The following is a 14,423-nucleotide window of genomic DNA, read 5'->3' as shown; positions in this document are numbered from 1 at the left end:
AAATATTAATGATTGAAATCTGGATTAAATATCTAAGTCCATCAAATCAAGTTTAGAACCGTAAGTCTCAATAAATTCACGGCGTGGTTGTACTCTATCGCCCATTAATATTGTAAAGATACGGTCGGCTTCAGCAGCATCCTCGATTTCTACTTGTTTTAAAGTTCGAGATTCAGGGTTCATCGTCGTTTCCCATAACTGTGCTGGCATCATTTCACCCAACCCTTTGAAACGCTGAATGTTGTAGTTAGCGTTTTCTGGGAACTGACTGATGATTTGGTTTTTCTCTCGGTCGCTGTAACAGTAATAGTGGTTACGTCCACGTTCTATTTTATATAGAGGTGGACATGCAATATATACGTGTCCTTGTTCGACTAAAGCGCGCTGGTATCGGTAGAAGAAGGTTAGTAACAGAGTACGGATGTGCGCCCCATCTACGTCAGCATCAGTCATTATTATTACACGGTGATACCGTAATTGTGCTACATCGAAGTCTTCGCCTTTAACACCCAAACCAAGAGCAGCAATCAACGATTGAACTTCGTTGTTCTTATAAATTTTGGCATCGTCAGTTTTTTCGATGTTAAGAATTTTACCTCTTAATGGAAGAATTGCTTGGAAACGTCTATCACGTCCTTGTTTAGCACTGTTATGGATAAATACACCGCTTGCTAAAGCAAAGTTATGGCTATTTGGTACTTCAATGTCATAAACATCCATTTTTTCTTCAAGATGTTCGACTTTGACGATACGGTGGTTGTAGTTAATAACTGCTTGTTTTGCGAGATATTCCTCTCCCCTGAAGTAACGCTCACAGAAGGTTTTCCAAGATAGTAAAGATTTATCCTTTAATCGGCGCCGATAGTCGTCGTAAACTTCTGGGTCTATCCAATTAGTTTGTCTGTAAACTTCTCTCAAAGCACCCATCGTTTTGATGTAGTAAGTTTTGTTAAGTGCCTCACGACGACTTAATCTGTAGTTACAACTCTTCCATTGCTCCTTCGTTTTCTCCCGGCGCCATGCTAGTAACTCTTCGTTTTGCCATTGTACCTTCGCTAAATCTGAAAGTACTTTGCGAGCTTCAGGATTATTTGCGTAATACTCACGCACACGCTCTGACTGCTTAAGTCGGTTAGCTTCGTCGCTCCAGTATTCTTGCTGCGCGCGGTTTAGCTGCTCGCTGTTTTCTTGGCGATAAGCTTCATTAGTATCGTAAAACTCACGCCATTTTTGCGTCATAAACTCTTTGTAGGCTTCATCCTCCCACTGCGCTTTTGCTTGTTCGGAAAGAATTTTACGTGTGTCTTCACGCTGCATTCGCTCCTTCATAAAAGCACGAAACTCTGGAGTCATATGAGCTTGGCGGCTTTTTTCGATTACATCTGGTCTATGTAAAGTTTTCTGAAGATGTTCACGATGTAATGCCAAGTGGTCTTCGGGTTTCATCCGAAGAATATTAGTAGGGTTGTTGTTGCGCTTGTTGAAATCAACGTGATGACGATGGCATTTACCCTTGGCGCCGTAAACACCGTGTTCCAGGTTATAGAAGTCGGCGAGCAAATGCGTATAAATCCAATCGTCTTTTAGAGGGTTCCACGCCATTTCATAGCCATTAAGCCCTTGTCCACGCTCATTTTTCTTAGATATTTCCCGATATAAAGGCATCAGCGAGTCTTCGGGAGTTAACGAAGCTGCTGGCTTATAACTACCGTCCCGTAACATAAAACGATGGTCAGGAGTACAAATTATTGTCTTTCCGTTATCAAGCGTTACCTTGACTACCTCAGTATTATCTTTAGTCTTACGTGCATTAATTATACGCTCTATTCCTATATTCCCACTCTCACGGATAGTATAGCAATAGTTCTGTATTCCTTGTTCCTGCTCTTTTATGATGTCTTCTACTGTTAAATGGCGCCCGTCAGTAAGTGCGATTTCAGTGTATAAAAAAATACAGCCCCCCGCTGAATCGCCTTCCACCAAATATATCTCTGATTCGGCTGGATCTCGGCTGCTGCAATCGGCTAATTTACCGGGTAAAGGGGATGATTCGAGTACAGATTTGCGGCGTACTAACTCACGTGCGTGACGTGCAGCTTCAGCAGCTTTAAAGGCTTGAATAGCTTTATCTAATATTGAATCAGCAATACCAGGATGAAATTCTAAGTACTCACTAAGAACTTCTCCAACGAGAGACTCAACAATACCACGAACTTCGGTGTTACCAAGTTTTGTTTTAGTTTGCCCTTCAAATTCAGGTTCAGGTACTTTTACAGAAATAACAGCAGTTAAACCTTCGCGAACGTGTTCACCACTAAGGTTAGACTCGTGTTCTTTAATCTTGTTGCGTTTGCGGGCAACACTGTTCATTGTCCGGGTTAATACTGCTTTTAAACCCTCAAGGTGTGTACCACCATCAACGGTACGAATGTTATTGGCAAAACCTAAGACATTATCTGAGTAAGCATCAGTACACCATTGTAAAGCTACTTCGACTTGAACGTTATTACGCTCGGCTTGCACAAAGATAATTTCTTCGTGTAAAGCTTGCTTATCAACGTTCATGTACGCGACGTATTCACGAATACCACCTTTGTACTCGTAAACTTCGACTTTAGGAGTTTCACTTTTTATTAACTCCAAACGGTTGTCAGTAAAAGTAATTTTGACACCCGCATTCAAATACGCCAACTCTCGCAGGCGCCCAGATAAGGTAATATAATCAAACTCGGTACCAGTTTGGAAAATAGTGTCATCGGGCTTGAACTGGATAGCAGTACCAGTGCGGGCTTCTTTCAAAGACTGTATTTTTAAATCTGTTTGTGGAATTCCGCGTTCGTAGCGTTGGGTGTGTACTTTCTTATCACGCCAAACAGTCGCTTCCAACCACTCAGATAAAGCATTAACAACCGAAACACCAACCCCGTGAAGTCCTCCAGATACCTTATAGCCACCACCACCAAACTTGCCACCCGCACCAAGCACAGTCAGTACAGTTTCCAGTGCTGATTTTCCAGTTTTAGTCATAGTATCAACTGGAATACCCCGACCGTCATCTTGCACCTGACACGAACCATCAGCGTTTAACTCAACCTCAACAGTAGTACAATGACCAGCTAAAGCTTCATCAATCGAATTATCTACCACCTCATACACTAAGTGGTGCAATCCGCGCGTTCCGGTTGTACCAATATACATACCCGGTCGTTTGCGAACGTGTTCCAGACCTTCCAAAACCTGTATCTGATCGGCGCCGTAATCTGTCGTCATGAAAATTTTCCGATATGAGTGGGAATAAAATCACTTAAATAGCGATTTAGTCAAAATCACTTCAAGATTCTAGCACAAAAGCCTTAATGACGACCGTAGGGCAATTTGATAGTGATTTTATTAAGGGGGTATACCCCACCTCTATTAACTCGTCGATTGCCTTGATATTTTCGTCGCATCAACCAGTAGCGCTCTTGACTACACCTATTATAGTAAAATTGTATTAAATGTATAGCTATTGCCTATTCTACGTAAGAAATTGGAATAAAAGAGGAGAACATTAAATTTTAGCTAAAATTTAAGGATTGATTAACGAATTACAGTAACGTAAGCAAAGCGTATAAATATTTTGTTCTCAAAGATTATCCCATAGTTTGTGTAGATTTTGCATTATGACCGAGTTCAAATTAATAGTCATATGTGGTGCAACAGCGACAGGGAAATCTGGCTTGGCGTTAGAATTAGCGACACGACTTAACACCATAATTATTAGTGCAGACTCGCGTCTAGTTTACCGTGAGTTTGATATTGGTACCGCCAAACCCACACCATCAGAGCTTTCAATGGTACCCCACTACATGATAGATATCTGCGAGCCACTTGACACAATGACAGTTGCAGACTATCAAGACCAAGTTCACAACTTAATACAAACCTTAAAAGAAGCAACCCCTCTTTTAGTAGGAGGTACAGGTTTATATATAAAATCAATCGTACAGGGTATGAAAATACCAAGAGTGGCGCCAAATAATAACTTAAGAACCCAACTATTAGAAACATTCACTCAAAGTCAACTATACGCAATGCTACTACAAGTAGACTCAACTGCCGCATCAAAAATTCATCCCAACGACCCAGTACGAACCATTAGAGCATTAGAAGTATTTTATATCACAGGCATACCAATATCAGAACAACAAGGAGAAAACCCTCCCTCTTACCCCATCCTACAAATAGGTTTAGATAGCGACCCTACGCATTTAACACAGCGCATTACCCAACGTACCGAAAAAATGATAGAAGACGGATTTATAGCAGAAGTCGAATATTTGTCTTCTAAATACGGCGCCGACCTATCACTATTCAATACACTAGGTTATCAAGAAATTCGACAATACTTAGCAGGCGAAATTTCGCTCTTAAAAGCCAAAGAGTTAACAGTACTACACACTCGACAATTTGCCAAAAGACAACGGACATGGTTTCATGCATATCCAGAAATTGAATGGTTTGACATTCAATCACCATTATTATTAGAGCAAATATGGCAGAGAGTACAAAAATTCTTATGAATATTATAACATTAATCTCTCTTAGTCTCAACTTGCTAGCATTTATATTAGCTTGTTTCCTGACCATTAAAAACGGAGGAATAGATTACTGGCGCCAAAAATTCTCCAATATAAACATCTCTAATATATCAGATGTACACAACCCACCGTATTACAAACATAAAACGAGTCAATTTGAAATATTGCCAATAAAACCTAACACAATAATTTTTCTTGGAGACAGTATAACCGACGAAGGAGAATGGACGGAACTGTTAAAAAACCCAAACAGTCAAAACCGTGGTATATCTGGTGACACTACAGAGAGAATATTAAGGCGTCTAGATACAATTATCAAAAATCATCCCAAACAAATATTTTTGATGGTTGGTATTAATGACTTACACATGCTCAAAAAATCAGTGGAAGCTACAGTAGAGGGATATAAACAAATCTTAAACCAGTTTCAAGAAAAATTACCTAACACCCAAGTATATATTCAAAGCGTCTTACCTGTGAACAATAATATCTACTTGTATTGGGCAGATAACCAGAAAGTTATAGACTTGAATAGGGAGTTACAAAATCTAGCAAAACAATACAATTATAAATATATAGATATACATTCTCATCTTGTTGATACACAGCAACAATTAGGCGCCGACTTTACAAGTGATGGACTACATTTAAATGGGAAAGGGTATTTGATATGGAGGGAACTATTGGCAACGGATGTAACAGATGTAACGGATGGCTGATTTCGTGATTATGGCGGAATATAAAGTAAATAAGTAAGTGGACAGTTTGTAATCTGTCCAACAACAGGATATAGATATTATACCGAATCGCTATTGAACGTTAAATAGCGTGTTGTTATAATATCTTTTCATTAAGCTTTTATAAGTTTTTGTAATTTTGGCTTGCTCCGTTTGTCGGTCAGCCAATTTGATGATAAATATAAATGGCAAAAAAAGTAAAACTAAGCCTAAAAATGCACCTAACCCAATCACCAAAAAGCAAGCAATCAACCCATAAATAAACTGTGATGTATAATTAGTCGCAGGCGCCGCTGTTACATCATCACAACCTTCTAAGTTACGATACATATATGATTGGGTTAAAAATAAAAAATACGCTTAACATCGTTATCATATCCTCTTACCTAGGAAAGACAGTGTTAAAAAGCTAACAAGTATTAAAGATTATAATTATTTTGTGCGCCATTGGCGCACAAAATACATATATGTAATAAATAAATTATGTTTACCCGTAGTCGTCGTAACCTAGCTTACTTGTTTGCTCTGCCAATGGGTAGCATTCTTGTTGTCTTTGCAGGGGTTGCTTATTACTTAGGAGTTGAGCAGGAACTAAAGGTTTTTGATGAGACTTTGTTCAATAGAGCTAAAAGTATTGTAAATCAAGCGCGTTACTCTGGAGGCGCCCTACAATATAACTTAGATAGCTCTGTACTCTTAAATGGTGATTCTAAGGATATACGCTTATATAATAGTCAACGCGAATTAATTGAGCATCGCGGAAAAAAAACGGAACCTGTATTAAGTGTATCACCAGGTTTTCGGACGATATATATAAGTCAAACAAAACAGCGTCTGAGAGAAGCAACGCTGGCAGTTCACAAAAATAAATATATATTGATTGGATATATACAAATAACTGCTCCATTAACTTCGCTGGAAGAAAGACTTAATCGTTATAGATTGTTTTTAGCTGTTGGCGTACCCATTACCTTTATCATCATTGGAATAACAGGTTGGTATTTAGGAGGACTAGCGATGCAGCCAACTCGTCGAGCTTACGAGCAGTTACAACGCTTTACCGCTGATGCTTCTCATGAACTACGGGCGCCGATTGCTGCTATGTTGAGTAATGCCCAAGTTGCCCTTATACCACCATACGACGAAACCGAGCAACAATTTAGATTACAGAATATCATCAAAACAGCCAAGTCCATGAGTAGCTTGGTTAGTAACTTACTATTTCTATCACGCCACGAAGGCGCCTTAAATTTAGATAGCTTACCCAATGTCAACCTTGTTGAAGTCTTAAAAACACTCGCTTCAGAATATCAATCCCAAAATAACCATTCTAATCTAACAGTACAACTACCAGAAAAACCCGTATATATCAAAGCCGATGCTGATTTATTAAAACAAGCTATTATTAACCTGCTAGATAACGCCTTTAAATATACATCCAATCAAAAAACAGTAGAATTAAAACTATTATCACAACCGCACGGCGCCATTATCGAAGTCAAAGATAATGGTATCGGTATTCCCCAAGAAGACTTGCCGCATATATTTGAAAGATTTTACCGTGTAGACAAAGCCAGAACTAGAAACTCAGGAGGGTTTGGTTTAGGGTTAGCAATAGTTAAGCAAATAGTACAAGCGCATCAAGGAGAAATAACAGTAAATAGCATTTTAGAGAATGGTTCTACTTTTCAAATTAAATTACCCGTGGCTTAAAATGTGGCACAGGCATCCTGCCTGTGCTTTGATTATATTGTTGAAACCCATTCTTTAATAAGTGCATTCACTTGGTCTGGTATTTCATCATGAGGACAGTGACCAGCATTTAGAAAATGCTCAGTTAAATTTGGGTAATAACGACGAAACTGTTTAGAGCGTTCGCGAGCATTCATCCAAGGGTCAGCTTCTCCCCATAATATTAGTAATGGGCAAGTTAATTCTTTTAATAGAATATCTACCTTTTCGCCTTGGGGAGTACTGAACATCGAAGCGAAAACATCAAAGGCGCCTTCATCACACGATGGACGATATATATCTTCTACTAGTTGGTCGGTGATAACGCTTTTATCGAGGTATACTTTTTCAAGGGTTTGTCGAATTACCCAACGCTGACGTGCGTATTGAAACATCAAAAATTGAGCAAATGGCTGTTTGAATATTAACTTTGCGATATCTCCAAACAATTTTTGCACTATATCAGGTTGTTTGGGTGGTTGAATTTCGCTTTGTACAGCTTCCGGTTCTGAAGATGACTGAGTATCACTAAATGGCCCAGCACTATTAAGTAATATTAACCCTGCTGCTACATCTGGACGCTGTGCAGCTATACATAAAGAAGCATAACCACCAAGTGAGTTACCTGCAAGAACAGCTTTATTACCAATAACCTGGGTAATAAAATCATAAAGTTGGTCACACCACAAATTACCGCTATACTCTAACTTTGGTTTTGCCGACCTTCCATAACCAAGTAAGTCGATAGCATATACCTCAAAGCTCTGCGAAAGCTCTGCAATATTTTTGCGCCAATGGTCAGTAGAGGCGCCGAAACCATGTACTAATAATAAAGCTGGTCTTGACGGACGCTTTTCTCCAGCTTGGACATAATAAACATTATGTCCTCGCCATTGCCAATACTTGCCGGGAATAGAAGAGGTAGGATATACCGTAGCTGCCTGCATAATTAAGAAATGTAAAGTCACCTTTAACAATCTTAAACTTTTTACAGTGCAGACAAGATACGGAATAACACACCTCGGTTGGAGAGTTTATCGCAAATTAGCAGGAATCTCTTTAGGAACAGTCCAGTAATAAACCGTTCGACCATTAACATTAGCAGTCTGCTCAGGTTTCCAGTCACCCATATCAAAAGCGTGAGAAACAATACGGGTACCAGGTTTAAGCTGTTTAAACAACTGTGATCGCAATTTGACATTAAGCTCCGGTAATAAATAAAGCGTTACCACAGTAGCTTTACTGAAATCACTCTTAAATAAGTCTTGTTGAAGGAACGTAACCTTATCGCTAACACCTTCTTTTTTCGCATTTGCGTTAGCTTCTTTAATACGTTCGGGGTCAATATCTATCCCAGTTCCTATCGTCCCAAACCTTTTTGCCGCAGTAATGGGAATTCTACCGTCACCGCTACCAAGGTCAAACAAAATATCATTTTTTCCGACTTTAGCCATTTCTAACATCTTATCTACAACCTCTGGTGGTGTTGGTACATAAACCACATCAGGAGTACGTTCTCTGGGTTGTGCAGGCGCCGTTTGCTGTACTTCTTGTGCATTTGTTGTAGGCGCCTGAGCTACGTTTTTTGAGTCAACCTGTTGCGTGCAGCTAGCCAAAAGTAAACTGCTTACGCCTAATGTTGCGAGTAAAGTTTTGAACATAATATTTGATAAGGGGGAAACTAAAAGTACATAGAAACCGGGCACAAGAGCAAAATTTGCTTGATAATTCAATTTTTCAAAAGAAGCCCGGTTTCTTTCTGGTTAGTTATTGCTTATTACCTAAAAGCAATATGGGAACTCCAGTTAACAAGACCAAAACACCAACAGTACCGCCTATACCTGTATAGTTAATGCTGGAGTACAGCAAGTATGCACACGTGGCACAAAATAATAGAGGAATAATGGGATACAGCGGTACTTTGAAAGGACGTTCAATTTCTGGCTCACGATGACGTAGTACGAATAAGGCAATACCAGACAGAAGGAAAAAGAACCAAAATACTGGCGCCGTATATTCCACCATTGTCTTAAAGCCGTTGCGAGTTATGGCGCCAAGTATTATAAGTAAAAGAGCGATGCCAGCTTGAACTAAGAGAGCATTCGCAGGTGTACTCTTACTACTCCAGCGACCAAGGAAAGCAAATTTACGAAAATCTTGTCCAAGTGCATAATTACTGCGGGCGCCTGTAAAGATAGTGGCGTTTGCCGCACCCAATGCAGAAACAGCAATTAGAAAACTGAGAAACTTCGCTCCGCCTTCACCTAAAGCACGACGCATCAAATCAGCAGCAGGTGCCTTAGAATTTGCCATATCTACCATACCCAAACCGTGCAAATATGCCAGATTAATTAATAGATAGATAACTGTTATGATGGCGATACTTCCTAATAATACCTTTACCATATTGTGCCGTGCGCCACGTACCTCCGCAGAGAGATATGCAGCTTCATTCCATCCACCGTAAGTTAGCAATACAAACACCATTGCTAACCCAAAAGTAGTAGTTTGGTTAGGAGCAGGCGCCGTACTAGCTCTTTCGGCGGTAGCAAAAAAAATACCAACACCAATAACAAGCAATAAACCTAAAACTTTAGCAGCAGTAAGGAGATTTTGTGTCCATCTACCCGAATTAATGCCTATAACGTTTAAGTTAGTCAGCACTATAACTGCCAAAACAGCGTAAATATCTGCCGAATATTCTCCCAACGGTAAAAGCTGTGAAGTATAATCTCCAAACACAAAGCCTAGCAAAGCGATTGAACCCGTTTGAACAACCGCCATACGTGCCCAAGCAAATAGAAATGCCAGCTTGTCACCAAATGCGCGATGTATATAATGATAAGTTCCACCCGCATGAGGGAATGTAGTTGCTAACTCCGCATAACACAAGGCGCCGACTAAAGACATAATTCCACCCAGCAACCAAGCAGTTAGTGCAACTTGTGCATTTGCAGCGTTTGCTGCTACCAAAGCAGGTGTCTCGAAAATGCCTACACCAACAACCATTCCCACTATCAAAGCACCCGCATCAACAGTAGAAAGCGTTGGTTTTGGAGTAGATATTCCTGACTCAGACAGTGTAGTTTTTGATGCCATAACATTTATTGGGATGGTTTTACTGATAACGCTCGGACGCAGCAGAAACTCTACTTTTATTAAAATTTTAATAAGAAATACGCATTATTTATATACATTTTTCAACAAATGCGTGTGTATAAAAAAATAGCACCAGTGCCAGTGTTTGCTTGACAGGTCAAGACATACTCATACGTTCGTACATTATTAAGTATTCAAAACTTTGATAAATCCCCCATGAAAGTTTTATGAAAACATTTTAATAATTTCTTTATATATTTTGCAAAGTTTTTTTATTTAAAGAAATATTACTTTAGGAGGATGCGCTTTTAAAATACGTTATATATTACATCACGTGCCAAAATAGAATGAACAGTAAACACATAACAGCATTATGCATCTAGACTCTAAAAACCATGCCCGACTCACTTGTGAAGTTGAATCAACGATAAAAGTTATAGGGGGACGTTGGAAAGTTTTGATTATTCGTGAACTAATGACAGTCAAACGCTTTGGCGAACTACTGCGTGCGTTACCTGGAATAACTCAAAAAATGTTGACTCAACAACTGCGCGAACTCGAAGACGACGGAATCGTTAGGCGCCAAGTTTACCCACAAATTCCACCAAAAGTAGAATATGAGTTAACACCGCTCGGAGAAACGCTCAAACCCCTCCTCTATGCAATGCACGAATGGGGTGTAAAATATTTACAACAAAAGAATCAATAATAATTATATATATCAATTCTCCAAACCTTCCAAATATTCAACTGCTGCATCTAACTGAGATGGATACCCTTGAGAAAAACTTTCAAACCAAAGTCCCTCTGGAGAAAGCGGTTCTAACTCAGATAACCAAATTTGCGCTTGCTGCTTTAAAGCATCACGCTTTTTCTGCCGCTCCTCTAACACACGAATACGCTTTGCTTCAAGTTCTTGCTGTCGTTGTAACTCTACTGCTAAATCTTTCTCATCAAAATCAGCTTTGACATCAGCCAACAGTTTATCTAGACCAATCGGTTTATCTGATGATACAACATTATTAAATGTACGTATGTTCGGACGCTGTGATTGAGATTGTGATTTAGGCGCCTGTGTGTATTCGTTCTGAATTTCAGCCAGTAGCTTATCAATTTCATCCATATGGTGATGAATATTATTTATTTAAAAGATATTGAGTGCTATCCATTACTATAACCAAAGAAACCGGGTTTCTACGGCAAATCATCTTTTTTATTAGAATATTTCAATAAAGAAACCCGGTTTCTCAGATTTGACATAACTTTACATTCCTTGCGAAACACAAATTCAATGTTAAGTTAGACTGATGAAATGTATAAAGGATATCAATATGATTTTTTAACTTATATTTTTACGTAAGGAACTTTGGCTATGGGATTCATTAATGAGTCAGAACGAAGAATTTGAAGTCTTAAATGTATTTATGTACGTGTTGAGTGCTATTTATTTAACGCAGTAAGGATAGATAAATATGAGTTACATGCAGGTAATGTTAGATTTCATTACATGTAAGTTTCCGTTTTGGGGAACATGTAATTTTCAGTTTGAGCCAGAAACGAAAACAATATTCATTAAATGCTTAAATTCAGAAGGGAGAGCAAAAATACTCGCAGATGCGTCGAGAATATCAGCATTAGATATTAATGTCGAGCAATTTATTATTAAAGTTCCGCAATATTCAGATATTATTATTTCTCATATTCGGTAAATCTATCGAGAGCAAAGGGATGTAACCAACTCATCCGTTGCATCTGTTACATCCGTTGCCAATATATCGCGAGTAGTGTATATGAGCCTATTCAAGGTTGATATACATTGTTATTCTTTTGGATGGCGCCACATATGTCTTGAGTAGGGTTATTCGCAAATGATGTTTTGATAACTTGACATCATGAGAGTATAAATACCAATCGGAGGCAATCATGACCTATACTCAAAGCCCTAACCAAGAGATTAATCAAGTCGCGCAGGCTTTTAGCGGCTTAGAAGTAGATGACCAACTAGCATTGTTTTGGTTTGTTTACAAAGAAATGGGTAGTTCTATCACCCCCGCTGCTCCAGGTGCCAGTACAGCTTCAGATGCAATTGCTGAGGGTCTGTTTAACCAAGTTAAAGAATTATCTCATGAAGAACAGCTACAACTTCAAAGAGATTTGATAAATAAAGCAGATACTCAATTAAGCCGTCAGTATGGTTCTTTAAGCGATACAACAAAACTATTGTTTTGGTACTTGCTCGCTCAAGGTATGGATAATGGAACAATTATCCCAATGCCTGAAAATTATGAACTTTCCAATTCTGCTCAAGAAGTGTTTGATCAAATCAAACAAAAAGAATTTGAACAACAAATGACCATTTTCCGTGACTATGTAGCACCAATGGGCGCCGAAGCGAAGCCAGGTGCAGAAATTTAGACTTTTATAGCGTGAAGCGGGGAAAGGAAAACCTTTCTCCAACTTCGCGTCTACCTAAAGGTATATAAATATATTTCTACCTTTTAATAGTGAAGTTAGAAGCTTACATTTTCTAGTGTAGTAACAAGTACGACATTTACAAGGCAGTAATTATGAAATGGTCGTATACAAAAGCAAATAAAAAATCAAATAATTGGAGGTTGTGATGACTTTTGCAGATGTAAAAAACGTACAGACTGTTATATTGAAATACCGCGCATTAAGTGCTGACGATAAGTTAACCGTTTTAGCTCAACTTTATGGAGAAGTAGCAGCAGAAATAGCTCCGACTATTTCTCAGAGCAATGTAACTGATGACGCTGCTAGTAATTTAGTCAAGCAAATTCAGCAAATGGCTTCAGAACAACAGGTTGATGCTTTGCGTGGGTTAGTTGAAGGCAAACAAAGCGACGGAGAAACTGTACTCGACGAGCATCCCACCAAAGCGCTAGGTGAACTTTTTACAGGTGGTGAGAAAAGCACTTCATTTTCCACGAAGGAATATGACTCGTTAAGTACTGACTCTCGACTGTTTTTCTGGTTTCAAATAGCTCAAAACCTAGGAAAATCAGTTGTTGGTATACCTGATGACCATATGCCAAATGAACGAGTTTCTGAAGTATTAGATTTAATTGGAACTCCTGAAGTTGAAGACTTGGTGTCTTTATTGAAGAAAGCGCTGTAGTTTATATAAACCGGGTTTGTGATATGACCCGGTTTTTTATTGTGCTTTAGCTATAATTTTAAAGGCTGGAGGGGGGCCGTTAAAAACGGTATTATAAACTAACCAGCCACTTTTTGTTTTTTGCAAGTAATTAGTTTGTGGGACATCAGAAGCTGGAGATTTTGCCAGTAATTCATTTGATTCAAGCGAAAATATCTTATGACTCCAAGTTTCTGTTAAATCTACCTTTGCAGTAGAACCATCTGAGCTAATTTGAAAGTTATGAAAAACTTGTTTCCGTAATTTGGAATAAATATAAGTTTTATGAGATTTTAGCTCCGTAACAAATTTTTGCTTTTTCTGTAGCTCCTCTCCTGTGTATGCTTTGCTAAGTACATCAAAATTTAAAGACTGATTTACTTCTCTATCGATATCATCAGCATTTTTGATAGCATTTTTGAGTTCATCAATATTTTTTTCAGTCTCCGCTCCATCTTCTGCTTTAATAGTAATTAAATTTTGTTGCGGTGTTTGAGCAAAAACTTGACTTGATGCAAAAGATGTAGCTAACGTAGCTGTAGTAAGACTAGCAATTTTTTCCGATGTATCTGTATTAACTTTTTTCGATTCAAGGCTTTTACAACTATTTAGTAGTAAGGCAATGGAGGTCGCGTAAAAACAAGTGTAGATAACATGGCGCCTAATTTTCATCGTAATTCCCCCTGGTTTAGCTTAACGCTACATAATAAAAACTATTTTACGCACGCAAAAAATGATTCTTATTTGCATCATAAAGTATAAATACTCATATATATGTTAAGTGTTATTAAACCAAAATAAATTTATAATAATGATTGTTAATACAACTCAAGATTTTGGCGCCGAAAACCGCTATAAGGTTAAGAAGTTATAAAATTCAGCCAGGAGTATCCAGATTACGCCCTGATAAAAGAAATTCTTATGCTATATTGTTATACGGGTGACTAGCTCAATGGTAGAGCATAGGACTCTTAATCCTCTGGTTTTGGGTTCGAGTCCCAAGTCACCCACTAAAAGATTCATACTTATCCTCTACGCTAGCGTACAATGTGACATAAGTAAATGCTACATTTGGGCTAATTACTCAGATGCTTTGCGGCGCCTCTGCTAAGTTAGTTA

Annotated in this window: 14 protein-coding genes and 1 tRNA gene; 8 read left to right on the top strand and 7 right to left on the bottom strand. The window is 38.6% G+C overall.

The genetic code is table 11. The annotated features are described in order from the left end of the window. Positions 1-24 precede the first annotated feature (24 nt). The gene (gyrB, locus tag DSM106972_RS38440; protein ID WP_411675382.1) at positions 25-3,198 is read right to left on the bottom strand and encodes a DNA topoisomerase (ATP-hydrolyzing) subunit B; all 3,174 of its coding nucleotides are present in this window, start codon (positions 3,196-3,198) and stop codon (positions 25-27) included. 464 nt (positions 3,199-3,662) lie between these two features. Between gyrB and miaA the strand changes: the two genes are divergently transcribed. Both miaA and DSM106972_RS38430 read left to right on the top strand, forming a co-directional pair. Then, complete coding sequence (gene miaA / locus DSM106972_RS38435) at positions 3,663-4,562, top strand: tRNA (adenosine(37)-N6)-dimethylallyltransferase MiaA (RefSeq protein ID WP_127085628.1); 900 nt, start codon at positions 3,663-3,665, stop codon at positions 4,560-4,562. After that, on the top strand, positions 4,559-5,299 hold the full coding sequence (locus DSM106972_RS38430; RefSeq protein WP_233787364.1) for a GDSL-type esterase/lipase family protein: 741 nt from the start codon (positions 4,559-4,561) through the stop codon (positions 5,297-5,299). Before miaA ends, DSM106972_RS38430 begins: the two co-directional genes overlap by 4 nt. A gap of 90 nt (positions 5,300-5,389) precedes the next feature. Here the strand turns inward: DSM106972_RS38430 and DSM106972_RS38425 are convergent, their stop codons facing one another. Further along, positions 5,390-5,647, bottom strand: coding sequence for a hypothetical protein (locus DSM106972_RS38425; RefSeq protein ID WP_127085626.1), 258 nt, complete (start codon positions 5,645-5,647; stop codon positions 5,390-5,392). Positions 5,648-5,800: 153 nt separating this feature from the next. Here DSM106972_RS38425 and DSM106972_RS38420 point away from each other — a divergent pair, with 153 nt between their 5' ends. Next, positions 5,801-7,030 (top strand): sensor histidine kinase, encoded by a 1,230-nt coding sequence (locus DSM106972_RS38420; RefSeq protein ID WP_127085625.1) that lies wholly within the window; start codon positions 5,801-5,803, stop codon positions 7,028-7,030. 32 nt (positions 7,031-7,062) lie between these two features. On the opposite strand, the gene DSM106972_RS38415 is transcribed toward DSM106972_RS38420, so the two are convergent. The 3 genes from DSM106972_RS38415 to DSM106972_RS38405 form a co-directional block, all read right to left on the bottom strand. Further along, positions 7,063-7,995 (bottom strand): alpha/beta fold hydrolase, encoded by a 933-nt coding sequence (locus tag DSM106972_RS38415; RefSeq protein ID WP_127085624.1) that lies wholly within the window; start codon positions 7,993-7,995, stop codon positions 7,063-7,065. Positions 7,996-8,082: 87 nt separating this feature from the next. Then, positions 8,083-8,709, bottom strand: coding sequence for a class I SAM-dependent methyltransferase (locus tag DSM106972_RS38410; protein ID WP_127085623.1), 627 nt, complete (start codon positions 8,707-8,709; stop codon positions 8,083-8,085). A 106-nt stretch (positions 8,710-8,815) separates the two neighbouring features. Beyond that, the gene (locus DSM106972_RS38405) at positions 8,816-10,147 is read right to left on the bottom strand and encodes an APC family permease (protein WP_127085622.1); all 1,332 of its coding nucleotides are present in this window, start codon (positions 10,145-10,147) and stop codon (positions 8,816-8,818) included. Positions 10,148-10,520: 373 nt separating this feature from the next. Here DSM106972_RS38405 and DSM106972_RS38400 point away from each other — a divergent pair, with 373 nt between their 5' ends. Then, the gene (locus tag DSM106972_RS38400; protein ID WP_127085621.1) at positions 10,521-10,856 is read left to right on the top strand and encodes a winged helix-turn-helix transcriptional regulator; all 336 of its coding nucleotides are present in this window, start codon (positions 10,521-10,523) and stop codon (positions 10,854-10,856) included. 12 nt (positions 10,857-10,868) lie between these two features. Here the strand turns inward: DSM106972_RS38400 and DSM106972_RS38395 are convergent, their stop codons facing one another. After that, positions 10,869-11,270 (bottom strand): salt stress protein, Slr1339 family, encoded by a 402-nt coding sequence (locus tag DSM106972_RS38395; RefSeq protein ID WP_127085620.1) that lies wholly within the window; start codon positions 11,268-11,270, stop codon positions 10,869-10,871. 349 nt (positions 11,271-11,619) lie between these two features. On the opposite strand from DSM106972_RS38395, the gene DSM106972_RS38390 reads away from it, so the two are divergent. The 3 genes from DSM106972_RS38390 to DSM106972_RS38380 all read left to right on the top strand — a co-directional run bounded on the left by DSM106972_RS38390 (position 11,620) and on the right by DSM106972_RS38380 (position 13,286). Further along, positions 11,620-11,856, top strand: a complete 237-nt coding sequence (locus tag DSM106972_RS38390) for a hypothetical protein (protein ID WP_127085619.1) — start codon at positions 11,620-11,622, stop codon at positions 11,854-11,856. A gap of 214 nt (positions 11,857-12,070) precedes the next feature. Next, the gene (locus DSM106972_RS38385; RefSeq protein ID WP_127085618.1) at positions 12,071-12,562 is read left to right on the top strand and encodes an orange carotenoid protein N-terminal domain-containing protein; all 492 of its coding nucleotides are present in this window, start codon (positions 12,071-12,073) and stop codon (positions 12,560-12,562) included. Between the two features lie 205 nt (positions 12,563-12,767). Continuing rightward, on the top strand, positions 12,768-13,286 hold the full coding sequence (locus tag DSM106972_RS38380; RefSeq protein ID WP_127085617.1) for an orange carotenoid protein N-terminal domain-containing protein: 519 nt from the start codon (positions 12,768-12,770) through the stop codon (positions 13,284-13,286). Positions 13,287-13,322: 36 nt separating this feature from the next. On the opposite strand, the gene DSM106972_RS38375 is transcribed toward DSM106972_RS38380, so the two are convergent. Next, positions 13,323-13,976 (bottom strand): hypothetical protein, encoded by a 654-nt coding sequence (locus DSM106972_RS38375; RefSeq protein WP_127085616.1) that lies wholly within the window; start codon positions 13,974-13,976, stop codon positions 13,323-13,325. A 266-nt stretch (positions 13,977-14,242) separates the two neighbouring features. Between DSM106972_RS38375 and DSM106972_RS38370 the strand changes: the two genes are divergently transcribed. Continuing rightward, positions 14,243-14,314, top strand: a tRNA-Lys gene (locus tag DSM106972_RS38370). Positions 14,315-14,423: the final 109 nt, after the last annotated feature.

The organism is Dulcicalothrix desertica PCC 7102, from assembly GCF_003991905.1.
In the GTDB taxonomy this organism is placed as follows: domain Bacteria; phylum Cyanobacteriota; class Cyanobacteriia; order Cyanobacteriales; family Nostocaceae; genus Dulcicalothrix; species Dulcicalothrix desertica.
Note: the sequence above shows the minus strand (reverse complement) of the source record. Positions and strands in the feature narration are given on the sequence as shown.

What these genes read in the sequence shown, in the direction of transcription:
- gyrB (WP_411675382.1), bottom strand. Translation starts at nt 3,198, where the DNA reads ATGTATATTGGTACAACCGGAACGCGCGGATTGCACCACTTAGTGTAT.
- miaA (WP_127085628.1), top strand. Translation starts at nt 3,663, where the DNA reads ATGACCGAGTTCAAATTAATAGTCATATGTGGTGCAACAGCGACAGGG.
- DSM106972_RS38430 (WP_233787364.1), top strand. Translation starts at nt 4,559, where the DNA reads ATGAATATTATAACATTAATCTCTCTTAGTCTCAACTTGCTAGCATTT.
- DSM106972_RS38425 (WP_127085626.1), bottom strand. Translation starts at nt 5,647, where the DNA reads ATGTATCGTAACTTAGAAGGTTGTGATGATGTAACAGCGGCGCCTGCG.
- DSM106972_RS38420 (WP_127085625.1), top strand. Translation starts at nt 5,801, where the DNA reads ATGTTTACCCGTAGTCGTCGTAACCTAGCTTACTTGTTTGCTCTGCCA.
- DSM106972_RS38415 (WP_127085624.1), bottom strand. Translation starts at nt 7,995, where the DNA reads ATGCAGGCAGCTACGGTATATCCTACCTCTTCTATTCCCGGCAAGTAT.
- DSM106972_RS38410 (WP_127085623.1), bottom strand. Translation starts at nt 8,709, where the DNA reads ATGTTCAAAACTTTACTCGCAACATTAGGCGTAAGCAGTTTACTTTTG.
- DSM106972_RS38405 (WP_127085622.1), bottom strand. Translation starts at nt 10,147, where the DNA reads ATGGCATCAAAAACTACACTGTCTGAGTCAGGAATATCTACTCCAAAA.
- DSM106972_RS38400 (WP_127085621.1), top strand. Translation starts at nt 10,521, where the DNA reads ATGCATCTAGACTCTAAAAACCATGCCCGACTCACTTGTGAAGTTGAA.
- DSM106972_RS38395 (WP_127085620.1), bottom strand. Translation starts at nt 11,270, where the DNA reads ATGGATGAAATTGATAAGCTACTGGCTGAAATTCAGAACGAATACACA.
- DSM106972_RS38390 (WP_127085619.1), top strand. Translation starts at nt 11,620, where the DNA reads ATGAGTTACATGCAGGTAATGTTAGATTTCATTACATGTAAGTTTCCG.
- DSM106972_RS38385 (WP_127085618.1), top strand. Translation starts at nt 12,071, where the DNA reads ATGACCTATACTCAAAGCCCTAACCAAGAGATTAATCAAGTCGCGCAG.
- DSM106972_RS38380 (WP_127085617.1), top strand. Translation starts at nt 12,768, where the DNA reads ATGACTTTTGCAGATGTAAAAAACGTACAGACTGTTATATTGAAATAC.
- DSM106972_RS38375 (WP_127085616.1), bottom strand. Translation starts at nt 13,976, where the DNA reads ATGAAAATTAGGCGCCATGTTATCTACACTTGTTTTTACGCGACCTCC.